Source organism: Pseudomonas sp. C9D1 (assembly GCF_056491235.1).
Map to the genome: position 1 here is coordinate 1 of NZ_JBSZIE010000004.1, position 20,744 is coordinate 20,744.

20 protein-coding genes and 1 pseudogene are annotated in these 20,744 nt (G+C 67.2%); 13 read left to right on the forward strand and 8 right to left on the reverse strand.

Annotated features, from left to right (window positions below):
• Positions 1–240, reverse strand: a 240-nt coding sequence (locus ACXI0U_RS30300; protein WP_479551310.1) for a hypothetical protein, incomplete at its 3' end; no start/stop codon positions are given.
• A 355-nt stretch (positions 241–595) separates the two neighbouring features.
• Between ACXI0U_RS30300 and ACXI0U_RS30305 the strand changes: the two genes are divergently transcribed.
• On the forward strand, positions 596–1,240 hold the full coding sequence (locus tag ACXI0U_RS30305) for a hypothetical protein (RefSeq protein WP_479551311.1): 645 nt from the start codon (positions 596–598) through the stop codon (positions 1,238–1,240).
• Between the two features lie 60 nt (positions 1,241–1,300).
• On the opposite strand, the gene ACXI0U_RS30310 is transcribed toward ACXI0U_RS30305, so the two are convergent.
• A complete protein-coding gene (locus tag ACXI0U_RS30310) occupies positions 1,301–2,539 on the reverse strand; it encodes an MFS transporter (protein ID WP_479551312.1) in 1,239 nt (412 codons plus the stop codon).
• Between the two features lie 182 nt (positions 2,540–2,721).
• Between ACXI0U_RS30310 and ACXI0U_RS30315 the strand changes: the two genes are divergently transcribed.
• The 4 genes from ACXI0U_RS30315 to ACXI0U_RS30330 all read left to right on the forward strand — a co-directional run bounded on the left by ACXI0U_RS30315 (position 2,722) and on the right by ACXI0U_RS30330 (position 4,845).
• Positions 2,722–3,609, forward strand: a complete 888-nt coding sequence (locus ACXI0U_RS30315; RefSeq protein ID WP_184489441.1) for a LysR family transcriptional regulator — start codon at positions 2,722–2,724, stop codon at positions 3,607–3,609.
• Between the two features lie 118 nt (positions 3,610–3,727).
• A complete protein-coding gene (locus ACXI0U_RS30320; protein ID WP_423499290.1) occupies positions 3,728–3,880 on the forward strand; it encodes a hypothetical protein in 153 nt (50 codons plus the stop codon).
• The gene (locus tag ACXI0U_RS30325; RefSeq protein WP_271660740.1) at positions 3,877–4,173 is read left to right on the forward strand and encodes an antibiotic biosynthesis monooxygenase family protein; all 297 of its coding nucleotides are present in this window, start codon (positions 3,877–3,879) and stop codon (positions 4,171–4,173) included. Before ACXI0U_RS30320 ends, ACXI0U_RS30325 begins: the two co-directional genes overlap by 4 nt.
• A 153-nt stretch (positions 4,174–4,326) precedes the next feature.
• Positions 4,327–4,845 (forward strand): ankyrin repeat domain-containing protein, encoded by a 519-nt coding sequence (locus tag ACXI0U_RS30330; protein ID WP_043242913.1) that lies wholly within the window; start codon positions 4,327–4,329, stop codon positions 4,843–4,845.
• A gap of 590 nt (positions 4,846–5,435) precedes the next feature.
• On the opposite strand, the gene putA is transcribed toward ACXI0U_RS30330, so the two are convergent.
• Together putA and ACXI0U_RS30340 are read right to left on the reverse strand one after the other, a co-directional pair.
• Complete coding sequence (putA, locus tag ACXI0U_RS30335) at positions 5,436–9,410, reverse strand: trifunctional transcriptional regulator/proline dehydrogenase/L-glutamate gamma-semialdehyde dehydrogenase (protein WP_431484058.1); 3,975 nt, start codon at positions 9,408–9,410, stop codon at positions 5,436–5,438.
• A gap of 254 nt (positions 9,411–9,664) precedes the next feature.
• Positions 9,665–9,901: a DUF3820 family protein gene (locus tag ACXI0U_RS30340; RefSeq protein WP_043242915.1), complete on the reverse strand. Its 237-nt coding sequence runs from the start codon at positions 9,899–9,901 to the stop codon at positions 9,665–9,667.
• 150 nt (positions 9,902–10,051) lie between these two features.
• Between ACXI0U_RS30340 and ACXI0U_RS30345 the strand changes: the two genes are divergently transcribed.
• Complete coding sequence (locus ACXI0U_RS30345) at positions 10,052–10,930, forward strand: DMT family transporter (protein WP_435635968.1); 879 nt, start codon at positions 10,052–10,054, stop codon at positions 10,928–10,930.
• Here the strand turns inward: ACXI0U_RS30345 and ACXI0U_RS30350 are convergent.
• A complete protein-coding gene (locus ACXI0U_RS30350) occupies positions 10,905–11,261 on the reverse strand; it encodes a transcriptional regulator (RefSeq protein ID WP_374981483.1) in 357 nt (118 codons plus the stop codon). The genes ACXI0U_RS30345 and ACXI0U_RS30350 overlap by 26 nt on opposite strands.
• A 316-nt stretch (positions 11,262–11,577) precedes the next feature.
• Here ACXI0U_RS30350 and ACXI0U_RS30355 point away from each other — a divergent pair, with 316 nt between their 5' ends.
• The 5 genes from ACXI0U_RS30355 to ACXI0U_RS30375 all read left to right on the forward strand — a co-directional run bounded on the left by ACXI0U_RS30355 (position 11,578) and on the right by ACXI0U_RS30375 (position 16,364).
• A complete protein-coding gene (locus tag ACXI0U_RS30355) occupies positions 11,578–12,264 on the forward strand; it encodes an endonuclease (RefSeq protein WP_184489438.1) in 687 nt (228 codons plus the stop codon).
• A 368-nt stretch (positions 12,265–12,632) separates the two neighbouring features.
• The gene (locus ACXI0U_RS30360; protein ID WP_021216740.1) at positions 12,633–13,124 is read left to right on the forward strand and encodes a GNAT family N-acetyltransferase; all 492 of its coding nucleotides are present in this window, start codon (positions 12,633–12,635) and stop codon (positions 13,122–13,124) included.
• 173 nt (positions 13,125–13,297) lie between these two features.
• Positions 13,298–13,666, forward strand: coding sequence for a c-type cytochrome (locus ACXI0U_RS30365; protein WP_021216739.1), 369 nt, complete (start codon positions 13,298–13,300; stop codon positions 13,664–13,666).
• 94 nt (positions 13,667–13,760) lie between these two features.
• Positions 13,761–15,071, forward strand: coding sequence for a D-arabinono-1,4-lactone oxidase (locus ACXI0U_RS30370; protein WP_374981925.1), 1,311 nt, complete (start codon positions 13,761–13,763; stop codon positions 15,069–15,071).
• 84 nt (positions 15,072–15,155) lie between these two features.
• On the forward strand, positions 15,156–16,364 hold the full coding sequence (locus tag ACXI0U_RS30375; protein WP_431484865.1) for a DSD1 family PLP-dependent enzyme: 1,209 nt from the start codon (positions 15,156–15,158) through the stop codon (positions 16,362–16,364).
• A 222-nt stretch (positions 16,365–16,586) separates the two neighbouring features.
• Here the strand turns inward: ACXI0U_RS30375 and ACXI0U_RS30380 are convergent, their stop codons facing one another.
• The gene (locus ACXI0U_RS30380; RefSeq protein WP_271660746.1) at positions 16,587–17,537 is read right to left on the reverse strand and encodes a SphA family protein; all 951 of its coding nucleotides are present in this window, start codon (positions 17,535–17,537) and stop codon (positions 16,587–16,589) included.
• Between the two features lie 242 nt (positions 17,538–17,779).
• Between ACXI0U_RS30380 and ACXI0U_RS30385 the strand changes: the two genes are divergently transcribed.
• Positions 17,780–18,832: an AraC family transcriptional regulator gene (locus tag ACXI0U_RS30385; RefSeq protein ID WP_431484060.1), complete on the forward strand. Its 1,053-nt coding sequence runs from the start codon at positions 17,780–17,782 to the stop codon at positions 18,830–18,832.
• Between the two features lie 46 nt (positions 18,833–18,878).
• On the opposite strand, the pseudogene ACXI0U_RS30390 reads toward ACXI0U_RS30385, so the two are convergent.
• Both ACXI0U_RS30390 and ACXI0U_RS30395 read right to left on the reverse strand, forming a co-directional pair.
• Positions 18,879–19,013 (reverse strand): annotated as a pseudogene (locus ACXI0U_RS30390) (glyoxalase superfamily protein); the annotation flags it as partial.
• Positions 19,014–19,063: 50 nt separating this feature from the next.
• Positions 19,064–19,693: a DUF998 domain-containing protein gene (locus ACXI0U_RS30395; protein WP_479551313.1), complete on the reverse strand. Its 630-nt coding sequence runs from the start codon at positions 19,691–19,693 to the stop codon at positions 19,064–19,066.
• A gap of 154 nt (positions 19,694–19,847) precedes the next feature.
• Here ACXI0U_RS30395 and ACXI0U_RS30400 point away from each other — a divergent pair, with 154 nt between their 5' ends.
• Positions 19,848–20,726 (forward strand): LysR substrate-binding domain-containing protein, encoded by an 879-nt coding sequence (locus ACXI0U_RS30400; RefSeq protein WP_479551314.1) that lies wholly within the window; start codon positions 19,848–19,850, stop codon positions 20,724–20,726.
• The last annotated feature ends 18 nt before the right edge of the window (positions 20,727–20,744 follow it).

The window sequence follows — 20,744 nt, forward strand, 5'->3', positions numbered from 1 at the left end:
GGGCAGCAGGCGGGCGCGGGGATCGTCTTCGCTGTTCTTCGGCTGGCGGTTGGCGCCGGGGTCGACGGGCGCGCGGGCCAGGGCCTGGAGCACGCCGAAGCAGAAGGTGGCGCTGCGGATGCCGCCGCCGGAGAGGGCGACGGCCCAGGGGCGGCGCGGCGACTCGTTGTCGGTGTCGAGGCCGAGGGCCTTGCGGCGCCAGGTGATCCGGTCCTGTTCCGCCTTGTATTGGTCTTCCATCCGCCGCTCCCTGGTCGTTGTAGGTCTTCGCTGAAGTCCGCCTAGTAAAGCAGGAGTCGGGCCGATTGCCATTACGGCAAGCGGGCGGCGGGGCCTGCCGCCTCCGGCAAACCCTGGCCTTGTTCGGGGTCCATGTTGGGCTGCAAGCCGCGCCCGGCGTGGGTTTGCAAGCGGTTGAAGGCAAAGGTTTTTGTCGCTGGGGGCCGGTGTGGCGGGGCAGGGCTGGCACGGCCATTGCTCCCCAGGCCCTGTGCTTGAAATTCCGTATGGCAGCACACGCCGGCTTGGTGCAGTTGCAAGCCCCAGCCCTCCAACCCCGGCAGCGGTTCGCCGGGCAAGGCCAAAAGGAAACCCCATGAAGATCAACGCAGGAGTGAACGACTGGTATTCCTACATCAGGCAGTCCAACGCTATGAAAGACCCCTCGATCTCCGCCCTCGACAAGTCCGTCCAGGTCCAGGAGGAGAACGCTTCCCGCTACCAGGACAGGGTGTCCATTTCCGCGGAGGCCAAGAGCCTCCTCAGCCAGGTCGATGGAGGTGACCCAGCCCTCGCCGACGATCCGTTGAGCCGGGTGGTGCCCGAGGCGACCTACAGCCCTGCCAGCCTGCAATCGCCTGCCGCCACCAGCGAGCCGGAAGCCCAGGCCGCTGCCCGCGATGGGGTGGCCGTCGACTCATCGGGCCCGCCCTGGCGCGTCTTTTCCGCTGGGCAGCCCCTGACGGCCACCAGTCCGGCCGAGGCGGAGGCGCGTATCGACGAGGTCACCCGCCAACGCGTCGCCCTCTATCAGAAGGCCATGGAGGCCGGTGCCAGTGACGAGGAGATCGGGCGGCAGATGGCCGCCTTCAACGCGGCGTTGCCGGATGACTACAAGGCCCTTGCCGGCAAGACCGAAGACCCCGCCGCTGCGCTGCGGGTGATGACCGAAGGCGCGGGGCTGACGGTCAGCCAGGACCCCGACGCGCGGCTGAGGTCGCTGGGTATGCAAGTGGGCTGATGTTCAGTGGGTTCCCGCGCTCGCGGGGACCCACTGAAAAGCTCCGCAGGTTTACTTCCCCTATGGCTTGCTTGTGCACGCCGCGCCCTGTGGCTGGCGCGACAGGTGCAGGGCGATCAGCAATGCCAGGCTGAGCATCAGGCCGACGAACAGGCCGATGCCGTTCCAGCCGGCGCGGTTCCAGAACAACCCACCGACCGTGCCGGCGATCCCCGAGCCCGCGTAGTAGAAGGTCTGGTACAGCGAAGCCGCCTGCCCCTTGGCCTGCACGGCGCGGCGCCCGACCCAGCTGCTGGCCACCGAGTGGGCACCGAAGAAGCCGAAGGTGAACAGCAGCATGCCCAGCAGGATCAGCGGCAGCGGCGTGAGCAGGGTCAGGCCGAAGCCGGCCAGCATCAGCAGGATCACCGCCCAGAGCACCTTCTGCCGGCCGACGCGGTCCGCCAGGGAGCCGACCATCGCTGAGCTGTAGGTGCCCGAGAGGTAAACGATGGAGAGCATGCCCACCGCCGCCTGGCTGAGGTGGTAGGGCGCATCCAGCAGATGGAAGCCGATGTAGTTGAAGACGGTCACCAGGTTGCCCATGAGCAGGAAGGCTTCGAGGAACAGCAGCGGCAGGCGTGCATCGCGAAAATGCAGGGCGAAGCCGCCGAAGAGGTTTTTCGCGGTGATGGGCCGCGCCTGGAAGTGCCGCGACTCGGGCAGCACGCGCCAGAACACCAGCCCGGCGATCAGGGCCAGGGCGCCGATGCAGGCGAGGGTCCAGTGCCAGGACACGTAGTCGACCATCACCCCGGCCACCAGCCGCCCGCTCATGCCGCCGATGGCGTTGCCGCCGATGTACAGGCCGACGGCGAGGCCGGTGTGGCGCGGGTCGATCTCCTCGCTCAGGTAGGTCATGGCCACGGCGGTCAGCCCGCTCAGCGACAGGCCCACCAGCACGCGCATGAGCAGCACCATTTCCCAGCTCTGCATGGCCGCGCTGGCCAGGGTGAAGAGCCCGGCGCAGAGCAGCGAGACCCCCATCACCCGCTTGCGCCCGAGGGCGTCGGAGAGCGAGCCGGTCACCAGCAGGCCGCAGGCCAGGGCCAGGGTGGAGACGGAGAGGATCATGCTGCTCTGCGCCGCGCTGATGGCGAAGGCCTGGGCCAGCACCGGCATCATCGGCTGCACGCAGTAGAGCAGGGCGAAGGTGGCGAAGCCGCCGCAGAACAGTGCGAGGCTGGTGCGCAGGAAGGCGGGGGTGCCTTTTTCGATATGGCTGGGCAGGGCGCTGTCCTGGGCGGACGGATTCATCATGGACCTCGGCAAGGCTTCATCAGGGCCCCGGCGCCTGTCGTGCAGGCGTGCGCCGTCGCACCCGCTGATCGGGGGTGGAGTGGCTGCTTCGTTCGGGAGTTGGGCAAAGCCTATCGGCGGGGAGTGATACTTTCCAATATATTGTTCGGCATCTTTGATAGGCAGGACATATCATTCCCGCCATGGAACTCCGTCATCTCCGTTACTTCATCGCCGTTGCCGAAGAGCTGCATTTCGGCCGCGCCGCCGAACTGCTGGGCATCTCCCAGCCACCCTTGAGCCAGCAGATCCAGGCGCTGGAGGAGGAGCTGGGCGCGCGCCTGTTCGAACGCACCAACCGCCGCGTGGCGCTGACCGAGGCGGGGCGGCTGTTTCTCGTCGAGGCGCGCCAGGTGCTGGCCCAGGTGGGGCAGGCGACCGAGGTGGCGCGCCGGGCCCAGCGCGGCGAGCTGGGTGAGCTGAAGGTCGGCTTCACGTCGTCGGCGCCTTTCACCTCGGTCATACCCGAAGCCATCTTCCGCTTTCGTCGCGCCTACCCGGACGTGCAGCTGGAGGTGCACGAGATGGTCAGCCGCGACGTGGCCGAGGCGCTGCTCAACGGGCGCATCCAGGTGGGGCTGATCCGCCCGCTGCCGCTGCCCGAGTCCCTGGTGGCGGTGGAGCTGTTCCGCGAGCCGCTGGTGGCGGTGCTGCACGCCGACCATCCCCTGGCGACGGACCCGGCCCTGGACGCCGGGCTGTACCTGCAGGCCCTGGCCGCCGAGCCTTTCGTGTACTTCCCGCGCACTGCTGGTACCGGGCTCTACGACCAACTGATCGCCCTGACCCACGAGATGGGCTTCAGCCCACGCATCACCCAGGAATCCCACAGCGCGCTGACCATCATCGGCCTGGTGGCGGCGGGGCTCGGCGTCTCGGTGCTGCCGGCGTCCTTCACGCGCATGCAGTTCGATGGCGTGGTCTACCGCCGCCTGCTTGACCCCGTGGCGACCACGGCGGTCTGGCTGGTGCGCCGCAGCGACGAGCGTTCGCCGTTGTCGCGCTCCTTCATCCAGATGCTGACGCAATGAGATTCGCAGGATCAGGCAAGCATCACGCAGGAATCGTCTAACCGGGAAAGCCTTCCCGCCCGTAGTCTTTCGCTGTATCGGCGCTGACTACGGGCGCCGCATGCCGAGGTCGAAGGCGATGCGAGAGCAACAGCGAAGCAACCCGCGCAAGGCCGATCGTGCAGCACTGCCGGTGATCCTGTGGTTGCTGGTGCTGACGTCCCTGTTTCTCGCCACGCCATTGATCGAGGCCTGTGTCCTGGGCCACGTGCAAGAGGAGAACAGTCCATGACCCCATCCCCATCCTTTACCAGCCTCGCCTCGATCCGTGCCCGCAACGGGCGTTCGGCCGAGCTGGGCGAGCGCCTGCTCGCCCTGGTCGAACCGGCGCGGCGCATCGAGGGTTGCATCAGCCACGACGTGCTGCGCGCCCCGGGTGACCCCGATCTGTGGTTGCTGCAGGGCCGCTGGGCCAGCCAGGCGGCGCTGGAGCACTATTGCGACGGCACCTGCGGCCAATGCCTGGCCGAGGTGTTGCAAGGCGCCCTGGTGCTGGAGGCGAGCTACTCCAGCGACACCCTCTAGCGTCACCGCGGCGCTGCAATGGCGCAGGCGTACCCGCCCCATCCACGGCGGCTTTCAACCCTATAGATAATCCCTAAGAGCCGCGCCCCGGCTGCTTCCCTATCATCGGCCCACTGATTTCCGCAGCCTGGCTGCCACTTCAAGGAGAGCCTGATGAGCGAGCAAGACAAAGCGGCCGCACTGGACGACGCCACCCTGGAATTCGCCAACAAGGTGTTCGACCTGGCCCGCGCCGGAGATGCACACAACCTGGTGGCATTGCTCGACCAGGGGCTGCCGGCGGACCTGCGCAACCACAAGGGCGACAGCCTGCTGATGCTGGCCAGCTACCACGGCCACGCAGACACGGTGCGTGCCTTGCTGGAGCGCGGCGCCGACCCGGACCTGCGCAACAACAACGGCCAGACCCCGCTTGCCGGTGCCGCCTTCAAGGGCGACCTGGCCATGGTCGAGCTGCTGCTCGCCCACGGCGCCGATGTGGAAGGCGCGACGCCCGACGGCAAGACGGCCTTGATGATGGCGGCCATGTTCAACCGGGGCGAGATCATCGACAGCCTGCTGGCCCATGGCGCCCGTATCGACGCCACCGATGCCGGCGGCGCCACCGCCCTGTCCGCCGCCCGGCAGATGGGCGCGGCGCAAGCGCTGGAGCGGCTGTCCGCCCGGCATTGATCCCGGATGGGGCCCCGTGGGAGCGGATTCATCCGCGATTGGATTGCCTCCGCGCCCGCCGCATCCCCCTCACCCCGTAGGGCGGGTGAAACCCGCGTTGTCGTGGTACACCCCCTCGTCGGGTTGCACCCGACCTACAGCGGCACGGCGCCGTAGGTTGGTGCCGAGCGTAGCGAGGCCCAACGTTGCGTGGTTCGGGTCTGTCGCGTTGGGCTTCGTACCTCAGCCCAACCTACGGGGCTCCGAGTTCCCAGGCAGCACTGCCTGGTGGATGAAAAGAGCGTCATCCACCCTACAAAAGCTGTCGGCGGCAGGGCATGGAAAGGGGGCGGCTGTAGGGCGGATGCAACCCGCGAAAGCCTTCCTCTCAGATTTCCAAACACCAGAAATGAAAAAGGAGCGGCGCTTGTGGCGCTGCTCCTTTGCCCGAAGGCCTTGGATGGCGGGACGAGCCGCCTGTTGGAAAAGGCGCCAGGCGGATCACCGGGAACCTTGGGTGCCCACATCCCTCTTGAGGAGGCGGGCGCCAGGAGCAGAAGCCCCTGGTTGGAACGGGTGGCGGGCCAGGTGTTCGCCGGGCCCGCCGGCCATCAGCCGATGGTCATCAGGCTGGCGTTGCCGCCGGCCGCTGCGGTGTTGACGCTCAGGGCGCGCTCGATCAGCAGGCGCTCCAGCGGTACCGCGGTCTCGCCTTGGGACAGGCCCTGGACACCGATGATCGGGCCTTTGCGCGCAGCCACTTGTTGGCAGATGCCGCGCAGCTGGTCCGAGTCACCGTGGTGCAGCACGGCGTCGAATTCCACGCCTTCGGCTTTCCAGTCAGCGACCAGCTGGATGCGTGCCTGTACCGCCTTGGGCAGCTTGCCGCGCAGGGTCTTGGTGAGGTCGCCGTCCTGCCAGATCATCGCGCTGCCGACCGCGAGGGCGGCGGCCAGCTGTACCAGCAGGTCGCCTTCGTCGTCGGCCAGACCCAGCACATTGGCGCGGGGCAGCAGCATGTAGGTGTTGCGCTCGCCGGTCGGGCCGGGGAGGGTGCGGGTCAGGCCACTCTGGGAGAGTTCGGCGAAGCCGTCGCAGAGGCTGGCCAGCTCGGCCTTGCCTTCCTTGCCCGCCCATTCCTTCAGCGCTGCGAGGGGGGTGCCCTGGCGTTGCTGCAGGCTGGTGCGCAGGTGGGTGTCGGCGGCCTGTTCGTCCATGCGCTTGAAGGTGCGGCTCACCGCGTCCACCGGGCGGGTGGCCAGCAGGCGGTACATGTACAGCGGGCCGCCGGCTTTCGGGCCGGTGCCGGAGAGGCCTTCACCGCCGAAGGGCTGCACGCCGACCACGGCGCCGACCATGTTGCGGTTGACGTAGAGGTTGCCGGCGTGGGCCTTGTCCACCACCTTGGCGATGGTCTCGTCGATGCGGGTGTGCACGCCCAGGGTCAGGCCGTAGCCGGTGGCGTTGATCTGGTCCAGCAGCTGGTCCAGGTCCTGGCGCTTGTAGCGCAGTACGTGCAGCACCGGGCCGAAGACTTCGCGCTCCAGCTCGTCCAGGCTTTCCAATTCGATCAGGGTCGGCATCACGTAGGTGCCGCGGCTCATCACGTCGCCTTCGGTGCGGGCGACCTGGAACACGTGGCGGCCCTTCTTGCGCATGGCGTCGATGTGCTTGTCGATGCCGGCCTTGGCTTCAGCGTCGATGACCGGGCCGATGTCGATGGCGAAGTTGTCCGGGTTGCCCAGGCGGCATTCGGCCATGGCGCCCTTGAGCATTTCCAGCGCGCGGTCGGCGACGTCTTCCTGGATGCACAGCACGCGCAGGGCCGAGCAACGCTGGCCGGCGCTGTCGAAGGCGGAGGCGACCACATCGGTGACCACCTGCTCAACCAGCGCGGAGGAGTCGACGATCATCGCGTTCTGGCCACCGGTTTCGGCGATCAGCGGGATCGGGCGGCCCTGGGAGTCCAGGCGGCCGGCGACGTTGCGGGCGAGGATGCCGGCGACTTCGGTGGAGCCGGTGAACATCACGCCCTTGACGCGCTCGTCGGCCACCAGGGCAGCACCGACGGTGTGACCTTCACCCGGCAGCAGCTGCACGGCGCCTTCCGGGATGCCGGCTTGCAGCAGGATGCGCACGGCCTGGGCGGCGATCAGCGGGGTCTGCTCGGCGGGCTTGGCCAGCACGGTGTTGCCGGCGGCCAGGGCGGCGGCTACCTGGCCGCTGAAGATCGCCAGGGGGAAGTTCCACGGGCTGATGCACACCACCGGGCCCAGGGGGCGGTGGCTGTCGTTGGCGAAGTCGTGGCGCGCCTGGGCGGCGTAGTAGCGGAGGAAGTCCACGGCTTCGCGCACTTCGGCGATGGCGTTGGCGAAGGTCTTGCCGGCTTCGCGGGCCAGCAGGCCCATCAGCGGCTGGATCTCGGCCTCCATCAGGTCGGCGGCGCGGTCCAGGGCGGCGGCGCGCTCCACCGGCGGGGTGGCCTGCCAGATGGGGGCTGCGGTCAGCGAGGCGAGCACGGCGTTGCCGACGTCTTCCAGGCTGGCGTTCTGCACGTGGCCGACGATGTCGCGACGGTCCGCCGGGTTGGCCACCGGCAGGCTCTCGCCGGCGCTGGCGTTGCAGCCGAGCATCGGCTGGGCACGCCAGTCGGCGTGGCCGCTGCTGAGCAGGGCGCTGGACAGCGAGCCCAGGCGGTGCTCGTTGGACATGTCGATGCCGCTGGAATTGGTGCGGGCGCTGCCGTACAGGTCACGCGGCTGGGGAATGCGCGGGTGCGGCTTGCCCAGGGCGCCTTCGGCGGCGGCGATGGCTTCGATGCTGGCGACCGGGTCTTCCACCAGTTGCTTGATGGAGATGGTCTGGTCGGCGATGCGGTTGACGAAGCTGGTGTTGGCGCCGTTTTCCAGGAGGCGGCGGACCAGGTAGGCCAGCAGCGTTTCGTGGGTGCCCACCGGTGCGTAGATGCGGCACGGGCGGTTCAGCTTGCCTTCGGCGATCTTGCCCACCACTTGCTCGTACAGCGGCTCGCCCATGCCGTGCAGGCACTGGAACTCGTACTGGCCGGGGTAATAGTTCTGCCCGGCGATGTGGTAGATGGCCGAGAGGGTGTGGGCGTTGTGGGTGGCGAACTGCGGGTAGATGGCATCCGGCACCGCCAGCAGCTTGCGCGCGCAGGCGATGTAGGAAACGTCGGTGTAGACCTTGCGGGTGTAGACCGGGAAGCCTTCCAGGCCGTCGACCTGGGCGCGCTTGATCTCGCTGTCCCAGTAGGCGCCTTTCACCAGGCGGATCATCAGGCGATGGCGGCTGCGGCGGGCCAGGTCGATGACGTAGTCGATCACGTACGGGCAGCGCTTCTGGTAGGCCTGGATGACGAAGCCGACGCCGTTCCAGCCCTTGAGCTGCGGCTCGAAGCAGAGGCGTTCGAGCATGTCGAGGGAGATTTCCAGGCGGTCCGCTTCTTCAGCGTCGATGTTCAGGCCGATGTCGTACTGCTTGGCCAGCAGGGTCAGCGACAGCAGGCGCGGGTACAGCTCGTCCATCATCCGCTCGTACTGGGCGCGGCTGTAGCGCGGGTGCAGGGCGGAGAGCTTGATGGAGATGCCCGGGCCTTCATAGATGCCGCGGCCGTGGGACGCCTTGCCGATGGAGTGGATGGCCTGCTCGTAGGAAGCCAGGTAGCGCTGGGCGTCTTCCTCGGTCAGCGCGGCTTCGCCGAGCATGTCGTAGGAGTAGCGGAAGCCCTTGGTCTCGAAGCTGCTGGCATTGGCCAGGGCTTCGGCGATGGTCTCGCCGGTGACGAACTGCTCGCCCATCAGGCGCATGGCCATGTCCACGCCCTTGCGGATCAGCGGCTCGCCGGACTTGCCGATGATGCGGTTCAGCGAGCTGGAGAGGCCGGCCTCGTTGTGGGTCGACACCAGCTTGCCGGTGATCAGCAGGCCCCAGGAGGCGGCGTTGACGAACATCGAGGGGCTCTGGCCCAGGTGCTGCTGCCAGTTGCCGTTGCTGATCTTGTCGCGGATCAGGGCGTCGCGGGTGCCCTTGTCGGGGATGCGCAGCAGGGCTTCGGCCAGGCACATCAGCGCCACGCCTTCCTGGGAGGAGAGGGAGAACTCCTGCAGCAGGCCCTGGACGATGCCGGCGCGGCCGCTGGCGCTCTTCTGGTTGCGCAGCTTCTCGGCGATGCCGTAGGCGAGCTTGTAGGTGGCGTCGGCCATGTCGGCGGGCAGGCGGGCCTGCTCCAGCAGCATCGGCACCACTTCTTCCTCGGGGCGGCGATAGGCCCCGGTGATGGCGGCACGCAGCACGGACTGCGGCAGGATGCTTTCGGCGAAGTCGAGGAACGGCTGGTGGATCGGGTCGATCAGGGCTTCCACGGCCTCCAGGTCACCCTCGGCCAGGCGCGCGGCGATGCCTTGGAGCTCGGGAAGGGTCTTGCCGCTTTCCAGGGTCTCCAGGTAGCTGTAGATGGCCTGCTTGATCAGCCAGTGGGGCGTGCGGTCGATCTGGCGGGCGGCCTCTTTCAGGCGCTCACGGGTGGCTTCGTCGAGCTTCACGCCCAGGGTGGTGGTGGTTGCCATTTCTTATCCTCATTCTTGCCGTGGTCGCGACGGCTTTTGCGGCGCCAAGAGTAGCTGCGCATGAAGCGAGGTGCAACCAGGTGCAACCTAAGTTTTTCCAGTCAATCCGACCATTGGCCGGGCCGTGCAGCAAAAGCCGCACCGCCTTGGTGCCCGTGGCCTGTAGCGCTTCCTTATAAGGTGCAACCCGGTGGCCGGTGGCAGGGTAACCCGCCAGTCACAAGCCTAGACGCTTTCTGGTTGCACCTGTGGAATCAATCGGCGGTCCGACGGGCTGCACCGGGGCGGCGCAAGGGGTCGAGCAGTGGCTTGAGGCCGTTGTGGTCGATCTCCTGCATGAGGGCGAGCAGTCTGCCGATCTCACCTTTCGGGAAGCCTTCACGGGCGAACCAGTTGAGGTAATGGCCGGGCAGGTCGGCGAGCAGGCGGCCCTTGTACTTGCCGTAGGGCATTTCACGGGTCACCAGGAGCAGCAGGTCTTCGGGTTTCATCGGTCTCGCGCCGGCCGGGAGGAGGGAAGTGGGCAAGAATACCTGCTAACCGGCTACTGTCACTTGAGCCTGAGTCACGAAGCCGATATTTTTGAGCCGCCTAATCATTAGTCTGCTACCAAATCGGGCGCGGACCACCCCGGAATCCCCATGAGCACCAACCCCCCATCGCTGCGACGAGAGGAACCCCTGAAGGGCATCCTGCTCGTGTGCCTGGCGATTTTCCTGTTCTCCAGCCATGACGCGATCTCCAAATACCTGTCGGCCTTCTACCCGATCGTCATGGTGGTCTGGGTGCGCTACCTGGTGCATACGCTGCTGATGGCGGGCTTCCTGCTGCCCCGCGAGGGCCTGCGCGTGTTGCGTACCCAGCGCCCACTGCTGCAGCTGGGCCGGGCGCTGTGCCTGATCGGCACCAGCCTGTTCTTTACCACCGGCTTGCGCTACATCCCCCTGGCGGAGGCCACGGCGGTGAACTTCCTGGCGCCGCTGGTGGTGACCGCGCTGTCGGTGCCTTTCCTCGGCGAGCGCGTCACCCGTGGGCAGTGGGTGGCGGTGCTGCTGGGCCTGGGCGGGGTGATGCTGATCGTGCGGCCGGGCAGCTCGCTGTTCACCCCGGCGATTCTCCTGCCGCTGGCCTCGGCGCTGTGCTTCGGTTTCTACCAGCTGTTCACCCGGCGCCTGAGCCAGACCGACAGTCCGGGCACCAGCAACTTCATCACCGGCATCACCAACACCCTGATCATGAGCACCCTGGTGCCGTTCTTCTGGGAAGCACCGGCCACCCTGGCCCACGGCCTGCTGTTGCTGGCGCTGGGTGCCTGCGGGATGGGCGGGCACGTGCTGCTCACCCAGGCCTTCCGCCATGCCTCACCGGCGCTGCTGGCGCCGTTCAGCTACGGGCAGATCGTCTTCGCCGGGTTGCTCGGCTTCCTGCTCTTCGGCCACGCGCCGGATGCCATCGGTATCGCCGGCATCCTGGTGATCGTCGGCAGCGGCCTGTTCACGGCCTACGCGCAGCGGCGCTGAAGTCGTCGGCGCTGCGGGCCAGCGTGTGGCTGGCCTGGGCGTTGTCGACGTACTCCTTGAGCCAGCGCAGCACCTCCACCGGTTCCCAGCGGCCCGGGTCGAAGAGGGCATAGGCCAGCCCCTGGTAACCCACCACATCGAGCTGCTTGTGGTAACCGGCGCGCTGGAACAGCGCTTCGATCTCCGCCAGGCAGGTGTTGAAGTGCACCCGTGTGAACGGCGTCTTGCCGTCGGTCACCAGCCCTTCCAGGCGCAGTTCCGCGACCGCCTCGCTCACCTCGTCCACGGCCATGCGATTGACCGTGTATTTCAGCTGCAGTACGTCGACCATCCCTGTTCTCCTCCTCAATGCAGGCCTTGCGCCTTGTTGCGGCTTCCAGCCGACTGGCGCAGGGGGCGGGGGGCCGGCCGCTTCGGCAAGCGGGGTGGAAAGCCGAGACCGGCGACCTGGGAGACGATGATCCCAGGGATTTGTGACAGTGGTTTTGGCAAGGCGGTTGGGGCTGAAAGGTTCATAGGACGCTTCTCTGAAATACTGTATATTTATACATCTATCAGCTTCGCCGCTTCGTTTGCAACCAAACTCCGATGAATAAACGTTGTCAGTGAAGGCCTTGAAAACAGCCGTACCGGGAACCCCAGAAGTAATGATCCGTCTCGTCCTGCTGCTGAGCCTTCTATTGGCCGGCACCGCCCACGCCTCCGCCCCCCGCACCTTCCAGGAAGCCAAGAAGGTCGCCTGGAAGCTCTACGCCCCCCACCCCGTCGAGTTCTATTGCGGCTGCCGCTACAGCGGCAACAAGGTCGACCTGAAAAGCTGCGGCTACGTGCCCCGCACCAATGCCCAGCGGGCCAAGCGCATCGAGTGGGAGCACATCGTCCCGGCCTGGGTCATCGGCCATCAGCGCCAGTGCTGGCAGAAGGGCGGGCGCGAGAACTGCGCCAGGCACGACGCCGCCTTCCGCCGCGCCGAGGCCGACCTGCACAACCTGGTGCCGAGCATCGGCGAGGTGAACGGCGACCGCAGCAACTACGGCTTCGGCTGGCTTCCACAAAAGCCCAGCCAGTACGGCGCCTGCCCGATGGTGGTGGACTTCAAGGCACGCAAGGCCATGCCGCGCCAGCAGGTGCGCGGCATGATCGCGCGCACCTACTTCTACATGAGCGAACGCTACGGCCTGCGCCTCTCCAAGCAGGACCGCCAGCTCTACAGCGCCTGGAACAAGCAGTACCCGGCCGAAGCCTGGGAGCGTAACCGCAACCAGCGCGTCGCCTGCGCCATGGGCCACGGCAACCACTTCGTGGGGGCGGTGAACCTGAAGTTGTGCAAGTAGGGGCGATTTCAGTCGCCCAGGGCAACGGAGTTGCCGCGGCTTGCGGAGGGCAGCCCTGCGGGCTGCTTGGCGACTGAAGTCGCCCCTACAGGTTGCGCTGCGCATCAGCCGCGAACCCTTCTGAAACATCGCATCGCCAATGAATTCGCTCCCACGAGGCGGCAGTGCAGGCACCCCTTGTGGGAGCGGCTTCAGCCGCGAAAGATCTTCCGCAGGCACCCGGTAGCGAATGACCGGATAACCCAGGGCGACTGAAGTCGCCCCTACAGGGCGGCCTGGCGCTGTATGCCGTTTTTCCCAGCGATCTGTGCCTATCGGCTGCCGCGCGTTGCGCCCTAGCATCGGTCATCGATGAAGAGGGTGGTGCAATGGACGGGATTCCCGGCGGTATCGAATTTCCTGGCCTGCAGGTGCGGCGGCTGGTGCCGGACGACCTGGAGCGGGTCTGCGTGCACCGCGAGGCGATGTTCCTCGAAGCGGGAGGCGACCCGGCGGGGCTGCGGGTGATGACCGAGCACTTCCGCCCCTGGCTGCGGGAGCGCCTGGCCGACGGCCGCTACTACGGCTTCGCGCTGATGGACGAGGCGCGCATTGCGGCGGCCATCGGCCTGATGAGCATCGAGTGGCCGCCGCATCCTTCCCACCCGGAGCAGGACCAGCGCGGCTATGTGCTGAACGTGTTCGTCGAGCCCGACTACCGGCGCCGAGGCCTGGCGTCGGCGCTGATGCAGCTGGCGGAGGCCGAATTCACCCGTCGTGGCCTGGGCTTCGCCGTGCTGCACGCGACCCAGGTCGGCCGCCCGGTATACGAGGCGTTGGGTTGGGCGGCCACCAGCGAGATGGCCAAGGCCATTGGCTGAGCCGCCATCCCGGCACCGTCCCTGGCCGGAAATCACCGCGCTGTCCCCTTAAGCCCCCCTGGCTGTCCGCGATTGCCCTCAGCCCCTGTCGAGCGGCTGGCTTAACGTTGCCCTCTACCCACCACAACAAGAGCCCGTGCCGGCTGCCTGGCACGGTAGACGAGGGGAGTGCGATGCCGAAACCCAGAACACTGCTGATTCCCGCCGCCCTGCTGGCCCTGGCCGGGCTGCTTGGCGGTTGTGGCGAGGAGGCCAAGCCGGCCGCGCCGCAGAACGCCGCCACCCTGGCCCCCACCGACCCGGCCCTGGCCAAGGTCTACGACACCAGCTGCAAGCTGTGCCACGCCAACCCCGCCTCCGGCGCCCCGCAGAGTGGCGACACCGCGGCCTGGGCGCCTCGTGTAGCCCAGGGCACGGACAGCCTGCTGGACCACAGCATCAATGGCTTCAAGGGCATGCCGCCGATGGGCATGTGCATGCAGTGCTCGGAAGAACAGTTCCTGGCGCTGATTTCCTTCATGTCCGGTCAGCACCTCGAATAAGGCGTCCTCCATGGTTATGAATCTCACCCGACGCCAACTGCTGCAAAGGGCCGGCGTCGCTGGCGCCTTCACGGCCCTGGCCTGCACCCCGGCGATGGCGGAACTGGTCCGCGCACCCCGCCTGATTCCCTGGCGCAACTGGTCCGGCGGGCAGAGCTGCCTGCCCCAGGCGCGCCTCGCCCCGCAGAACCTGGACGAACTGGTCCAGGCCATCCGCCAGGCCGAAGGCAAGGTCCGCCCGGTGGGCTCCGCTCACTCCTTCAGCGCCCTGGTGCCCACCGACGGCACCCTGGTGTCGCTCGCCTATTTCAATGGTTTGCTGAGCCACGACCCGGCCACCCTGCAGGCGGAGTTCGCCGCCGGCACGCCGATGTCGCTGATGGGCCCGGCGCTCAAGGATGTGGGCCAGGCCCTGCACAACATGGCCGACATCGACTACCAGACCCTGGCCGGGGCGATCGCCACCTCGACCCACGGCACCGGCGTCGGCTTCGGCTCCTATTCCGACCATGTCACCGGCCTGCAACTGGTGACCGCCAGCGGCGAGGTGCTGGATTGCGACGCCCAGCGCCACCCCGAGGTGTTCAATGCCGCGCGGGTGTCCCTCGGCGCCTTTGGCATCGCCACCCGGGTGCGCATGCAGAACCGCGAGGCCTACCGCCTGCGCGAGAAGCAGTGGATCGCCAGCACCGAGGAGCTGCTGGAGGACGTGGACAACCTCACCCGTGACAACCAGCACTGGGAAATGCTGGTGATCACCCATTCCGACTACGCGCTGTCCATCGCCCTCAACGAGACCACCGACCCGGCGACACCGCCGCTGGACCCGGCGGAGGAGGGGGGCAACGAGTTCGTGAAGATCATCGAGAACCTCGACAAGTACGGCAGCGACTTCCCCGCCGCGCGCCGTGCGCTGCTCAACAGCCTGCGCCATATCGCCAGCTTCGATGACCGGGTCGGCGACTCCTACGAGATCTACGCCAACGTGCGCAACGTGCGCTTCAACGAGATGGAGTACTCGGTGCCCGCCGAGCACGGCCCGGCCTGCCTGCGGGAGATCCTTGCGCTGATCCGCGAGAAGGACCTGCGCACCTGGTTCCCCATCGAGTACCGCTACGTGAAGGCCGACGACATCCCCCTGAGCATGTTCGAGGGGCGCGACAGCTGTTCGATCTCCGTGCACCAGCATTACGGCATGGACCACCACAACTTCTTCGCCGCCGTCGAACCGATCTTCTGGAAGTACGCCGGCCGGCCGCATTGGGGCAAGCTGCATACGCTGAATGCGCGCACCCTGCAGCCGCTCTACCCGCGCTGGAAGGAATTCACCGAGGTGCGCCAGGCGCTGGACCCGAGCGGCAAGTTCCTCAATGCGCACCTGGCCTCGATCCTCGGCGTGGCCTGATAACAAGGAGAAACCATGAACCGTCGCAAATTCCTCGTCGGTACCGCCGGTGCCGGCGTGCTGCTCGCCGGTGTCGGTGCCTGGATGCGCCCGGCCGACAAGGGCGCCCCCTACAGCGATTACTTCGCGCGGCTGAACCGCGAGCTCAAGGAGCGGGGGCCGATGCACCCGGTGATGCTGATCGACCTGGACCGGCTGGACCACAACATCGACGTGGTGATGCAGTCGGTGCGCCGTGCCGGCAAGGCGTTGCGCCTGGTGGAGAAGTCGCTGCCGTCGCCGCAACTGCTCGATTACATCGCCAAGCGCGCGGGCACCCGGCGGATGATGTCGTTCCACCAGCCCTTCCTCAATCACGACGCCGAGCGCTTCCCCGATTCCGACCTGCTGCTCGGCAAGCCGATGCCGGTGCGCTCGGCGCAACTGTTCTACGAAAGCCATCGCGGCGCCTTCGACCCGACGACCCAGCTGCAATGGCTGCTCGACACCCCCGAGCGGCTGGAGCAGTACCTGGCACTGGCCAAGGGCCTGAACACGCGCATGCGCATCAACATCGAGCTGGATGTGGGGCTGCATCGGGGCGGCGTTCAGGACCAGGCGACCCTGGGGCGGATGCTCGGCCTGATCGGCGCCAACCCGCAGCACCTGGAGTTCGCCGGCTTCATGGGCTACGACCCCTTCGTCGGCATGGGCGTGCCGGGCATCCTCGGCTCGCCCGAGGAGTTGTTCGCCAAGGTGATGACCCTCTACGACGGCTTCGTCGACTACACCCGCACCCAGCACGCCGCGCTGTGGCGCCCGGGCCTGACGCTGAACACCGCCGGCAGCCCGAGCTACCGCATGCACGAGCGCGAGCGCACCAGCAGCGAGGTGTCGGTGGGCTCGGCGCTGCTCAAGCCCACCCATTACGACCTGCCGTCCCTGGAGGAGCACCAGCCGGCGGCCTATATCGCCACGCCGGTACTCAAGAGCACCGGCGCGGTGCGGATCCCGGCGCTGGACGGCAAGTCGGCGCTGTTCTCCTGGTGGGACCCGAACCAGCGCGAGACCTTCTTCATCTACGGCGGCAACTGGATGGCCGAGCCGGAGTCGCCCAAGGGGCTGCAGTTCAACGGCCTCTACGGGCGCAGTTCCAACCAGGAGATGGTCAACGGTTCCCACGCCGTCGGCCTGGGCGTGGATGACCAGGTGTTCCTGCGGCCGACCCAGTCGGAATCCATCCTGCTGCAGTTCGGCGACCTGCTGGCGGTGCGCGATGGGCGCATCGTCGACACCTGGCCGGTGTACAGCTGAGTGGATGGCACACCGCCGTAGGTTGGCGCCGAGCGCAGCGAGGCCCAACGGTGCGATGCAGGGGCTCGCTACGTAGGCAGATAAGTAGGGCGGGTGAAACCCGCGTTTGCCCTCGTGCCCAGCCCTGTCGGGTTGCACCCGACCTACAAGGCGCATTGCCGCGTGATGCAGGATGCAAAACGAAAACCCCGGGCATTGGCCCGGGGTTTTCGTGTCTGCCTGTCAGAGGGTGAAGGGCAGGTTCAGCTTGGCCCAGAACATCTCGCCTTCCGGGCGGTTCTCCACGGCGAATTCCTTGGCCCAGCGCATCTCCACGCTGGCGTACTTGAGGAAGGTGAGGTGCACGGCCGGGCCGATGGCGAAGACCTGGCCGCGCACGCCGTCGTCCACGTCCTCGCCCATGAAGGTCACCGTCCTGCCGAACTGCTCGTCGTCGGTGGTCTGCTTCACGTAGTAGCCGTTCAGGCCCAGGCGCAGGTTGTCGGTCACCCGGTAGCTGGCGGAGTAGTCGAAGTGGAACAGCTGACCGGAGCGGTAGTCGGTGTCGTGGTTTTCCTCGTTGAAGCTGTAGGTGGTCTTGATCGACAGCTCGGTGCGGTCGTCGGGCTGCCAGGTCGCCGAAAGCATCGGTTTGTAGGTGTAAAAGTTGTTGCTGGTGTTGGCCGGGCGCGCGGCGTCGTAGCTGCCGGTGGGGATTGTGATCTCCAGGGCGGCGCCCAGGGTCAGGTCCTTGCCCATGTCCCAGAGGATGAGCGGTGCGACTGTGGTGTCGCCCTGGCTTTCACGTTCGCTCTGCATGCCGAACATGGCCACCTGCTGGCGCATATAGGGCTGCGCGACGTAGCCGCCGACACGGCCACCGAACACCCGCAGCGGGCTGAGGTAGTCCAGGCGCGGGATGAGTGCGTCGGAGGTGATCTTCACGTCCGGCACCTTGCCGCCGAGGGAGCTGATGTCCAGCTTCTTCGACTCGTAGTGGTTGTAGTAGAGGTTGAAGGCGAACATGTGGTCCGGCAGGTTGTTCACGTCCAGCGGCAGGACGAAGAAGCCGTCAGTACCGGGGCCGATGTTGTCGACACCGTTTTCGGTGGCCTGGGCCGGTGAGGAGAGGGAGGTCGCCATGGCGAGGGAGGCTGCCAGCACGGACAGCCGGGGGACACGGATAGGTTTCATAGTGAGCTCATTTCTTATTGTTGGTGGACGGCTCCGGGGCGTGGCCCGGGCCGCCGCATAGAAATAAGCGCTCAAGGCCGAGGGATGCAGGGCATTGCCGGACAATCAGGGGGCCTTTCGGGGCCAGGCCGCAATATTCAGTTACACCCTCATCTGGGACACCCGCTAACGCGATATGATGGCGCCGCCACGCCCCTCCCCAGAACAAGAATTCCGGGCGCGTGGCTGGGGAACCGCTCGCCATGTCCATTACCACCACCGATGCCCAGTTCGACCTCGCCCTGGTTTCGCCCTTCCTCCTGCAGACCCTCGCGGAGGTGGCGCACGACAAGGGCGTCAGCGGCGAACGCCTGTGCCGCGGGCTCGGCTTCACCCTCGAAGAGCTGCAGGACCCTGCCCAGCGCATCTCCTATCGCCAGGCCGTGACCATGATCCAGCGCGCGCTGGTCGCCTTGCCCGAGCGCGGCCTCGGCCTCTGGGTCGGGCACCGCAACGTGCTCGGCACCCTCGGCCTGCTGGGCCACGTGCTGTCCCTGTGCAAGACCCTGCGCGACGCCTTCGAGATCGGCCAGCGCTTCCAACACACCTCCGGCGGCATGGCCGTCTACACCCTGCGCGAAGGCGCGGGCGAAAGCTTCGTCGAAGTGGAATGCCGGCTGCCCTACGCCGATGTGCAGCTGTTCGCCGTGGAAGAGTTCTTCGCCAGCCTGGTTGTCTACAACAACGCGCTGATCGGCAGCGAGTTCCAGCCCCTGCGCTTCGAGTTCACCCACGCCGCGCCGGCCTATGAGGCCGAGTACCAGCGCCTGCTGGGCCCCAACCTGCACTTCGGCTGCCTGCACAACCGCATGGTGATCGACAGCCACTGGCTGGACATGCAGCTGCCCAGCCACCAGCCCGTCGCCCTGCGCCAGGCGCTCAACCTGCTGGAGCTGGAGTGTGCCCAGGTGCAGCAGAAGATGGGGCTGCTGCAGACGGTGGAACGCGCCATCGCCCGCGACCTGGCCCAGGGCTGCCATATCGACAAGGTGGCCAGCGAGCTGAACATGAGCAGCCGCACCCTGCGCCGCCGCCTGACCGAGCACGACATGACCTTCGACGCCCTGCAGGAGCAGGTGCGCCGCGCGCGGGCCATGAGCCTGCTGAGCAACCCGGAGATGCCCATCGAGCGTATCGCCGAAGAGCTCGGCTACAGCGACATCCGCGGCTTCCGCCGGGCCTTCAAGCGCTGGACGGGGCTCAGCCCTTCGGCGTATCGCGATGAGGCGCCATCCCTGTCCACGGGCGCTGACTAGCTAGCGGGCTGGGTGGACGCATCCACCCAGCCCGCCGTCCTTTCACTCAGTACTGACAGAACCTGATGCGGTTGCCGAAGGGGTCGTACACCTGCAGTTCCTGGCCCCAGTCCTGCTGGACGATGTCCGGGCGGCCGTAGTTGTAGCGTTTGCCGAGCAGTTCATCGCGCAGGGTAGTGATAAGGGCCCCCGGTGTCGGCGAGCCCGTTCGTGTGAGGGGGGATCCGCGAACTAGCGCCGTGGATCCCGCCACAGGGTGAGCAGCGCCAGGGCCGCGACCCAAATCACCGAGACCCCGTAGTTGAGTCGCTGGTAGAGGCCGAAGAGGTGGCCATCGGCGAAGGCCTTGCCCATCAGCGCCACGGTTGTCAGGGCCAGCACCACGCAGAGCGCCGAGAACAGCCCGAAGCCGGGGGCGCCGAGCAGGCGCCGGCCGAGAAACACCCACAGTGCGCTGGCCAGGGTCAGCGAGAGGAACATCACCAGCCCTGCCAGGTTGTGCACCTGTTGCGAGAGCGACGGTTGTGCCGGTGCGCAGCCCTGGTCGCAGGGGAAGTAGCCGGTGGCGAAACTGGCCAGGCCGTGCAGGGCGATTAGTGCAGCGCTCAGCAGGGCCAGGCGCGAGGTCTGGAAGCGCCTCGCCACACCCGCCGCGAAGAGCACGAACAGCAGCCCCAGGGGCGCGTTGTTCACCCAGGCGGAGAAGCCCCGGGTGGGCGCGCCTGCGGCCCCCAGCTGGCTCATCGCCTGGTCGAGGTGGCTGTAGCCGGGGTAGGCGAGCGCGGTCAGCGCGACACCGGCGAACAGCCAGAACGGAATCAGCACGCCCAGCCCCAGCAGGGCCCGGTCAATCGTCTTCACGGCAGTACTCCCACTCATCACGGATGGCGTTCCGACTCCTGCGGAATCACGGCTCCATGCTAAGGCGCGCCCCTGCCGACGGTTACCGAATTTTTTGCAAGGCAGCTTGCGCATGCGTCATCCTGTCGCCCCATCGATCCACGGATGGCCACCGATGACCAGACGCCTGCCCAGCACCTCCGCCTTGCTCGCCCTGGAGGCCGCCGCGCGCCACCAGAGCTTCGCCAGGGCCGCGCAGGAACTCTCGCTGAGCGAAGGCGCCATCAGCCGGCAGATCGCCAAGCTGGAACAGTTCCTCGGGGTGCGCCTGTTTCTTCGCGTGGGCAACCGGGTCGAGCTTTCGAGCGCCGGTACCCGCTACGCGGCGCAGATGCGCACGCTGCTGGCGGACATGGAGCGCCACACCCGCCAGGTGATGAGCGAGGCATCCGCTGGTACTGCCCTGGAGATCGGCGTCATTCCCACCCTGGCCAGCCGCTGGCTGATTCCCCGGCTCGCACGCTTCCGCCAACGCCACCCCGATATCGAGATCAACCTGCGCGAGCGCACACAGCCCTTCATCCTGGAGGACAGCGACCTGCACGCGGCGATCAACTACGACCACCCCATCTGGCGTTCCATGCGGGTGCAGCCGCTGTTCGAGGCGCCGATGGTCGCGGTCTGCCACCCGCGCCTGGCGGACGAGGTGCACGCACGCATGCCGCTGCTGCACAAGCACGGGAGCCCCTATGGCTGGTCGCGCTACGCGGAGCTGGCCGGCATGGCCCTGCCCAGCGCCACGACGGGCCCGGTCTATGACCGCTATGCCTTGCTCATCGAGGCTGCCAAGGCGGGCTTCGGCATGGCGCTGGTGCCGCGTCGCTACGTCGAGGACGAACTGGCCGAAGGCCGGCTGAGCGCGCCCTGGCCGACGCTGCCGCAACTCAGCGAGCGCTACGTGCTGGTGACCCGGCCCGCCGCCGAATCGCCGCCTGCGCTCGCGACCTTCACCCGCTGGCTGCTCGCCGAAGGCGAAGCTCCATCGTCTATGTGACGACTCCGTTTCCGAGCC

Bases quoted from the DNA above. Each gene is read 5' to 3' on its own strand.
- ACXI0U_RS30380 (WP_271660746.1), bottom strand. From the start codon at position 17,537: ATGAAACCTATCCGTGTCCCCCGGCTGTCCGTGCTGGCAGCCTCCCTC.
- ACXI0U_RS30350 (WP_374981483.1), bottom strand. From the start codon at position 11,261: ATGGTCGACGTACTGCAGCTGAAATACACGGTCAATCGCATGGCCGTG.
- ACXI0U_RS30355 (WP_184489438.1), top strand. From the start codon at position 11,578: ATGATCCGTCTCGTCCTGCTGCTGAGCCTTCTATTGGCCGGCACCGCC.
- ACXI0U_RS30340 (WP_043242915.1), bottom strand. From the start codon at position 9,901: ATGAAACCCGAAGACCTGCTGCTCCTGGTGACCCGTGAAATGCCCTAC.
- ACXI0U_RS30385 (WP_431484060.1), top strand. From the start codon at position 17,780: ATGTCCATTACCACCACCGATGCCCAGTTCGACCTCGCCCTGGTTTCG.
- ACXI0U_RS30315 (WP_184489441.1), top strand. From the start codon at position 2,722: ATGGAACTCCGTCATCTCCGTTACTTCATCGCCGTTGCCGAAGAGCTG.
- ACXI0U_RS30370 (WP_374981925.1), top strand. From the start codon at position 13,761: ATGGCGGAACTGGTCCGCGCACCCCGCCTGATTCCCTGGCGCAACTGG.
- ACXI0U_RS30345 (WP_435635968.1), top strand. From the start codon at position 10,052: ATGAGCACCAACCCCCCATCGCTGCGACGAGAGGAACCCCTGAAGGGC.
- ACXI0U_RS30310 (WP_479551312.1), bottom strand. From the start codon at position 2,539: ATGATGAATCCGTCCGCCCAGGACAGCGCCCTGCCCAGCCATATCGAA.
- ACXI0U_RS30325 (WP_271660740.1), top strand. From the start codon at position 3,877: ATGACCCCATCCCCATCCTTTACCAGCCTCGCCTCGATCCGTGCCCGC.
- ACXI0U_RS30365 (WP_021216739.1), top strand. From the start codon at position 13,298: ATGCCGAAACCCAGAACACTGCTGATTCCCGCCGCCCTGCTGGCCCTG.
- ACXI0U_RS30320 (WP_423499290.1), top strand. From the start codon at position 3,728: ATGCGAGAGCAACAGCGAAGCAACCCGCGCAAGGCCGATCGTGCAGCA.
- ACXI0U_RS30305 (WP_479551311.1), top strand. From the start codon at position 596: ATGAAGATCAACGCAGGAGTGAACGACTGGTATTCCTACATCAGGCAG.
- ACXI0U_RS30375 (WP_431484865.1), top strand. From the start codon at position 15,156: ATGCGCCCGGCCGACAAGGGCGCCCCCTACAGCGATTACTTCGCGCGG.
- putA (WP_431484058.1), bottom strand. From the start codon at position 9,410: ATGGCAACCACCACCACCCTGGGCGTGAAGCTCGACGAAGCCACCCGT.
- ACXI0U_RS30400 (WP_479551314.1), top strand. From the start codon at position 19,848: ATGACCAGACGCCTGCCCAGCACCTCCGCCTTGCTCGCCCTGGAGGCC.
- ACXI0U_RS30360 (WP_021216740.1), top strand. From the start codon at position 12,633: ATGGACGGGATTCCCGGCGGTATCGAATTTCCTGGCCTGCAGGTGCGG.
- ACXI0U_RS30330 (WP_043242913.1), top strand. From the start codon at position 4,327: ATGAGCGAGCAAGACAAAGCGGCCGCACTGGACGACGCCACCCTGGAA.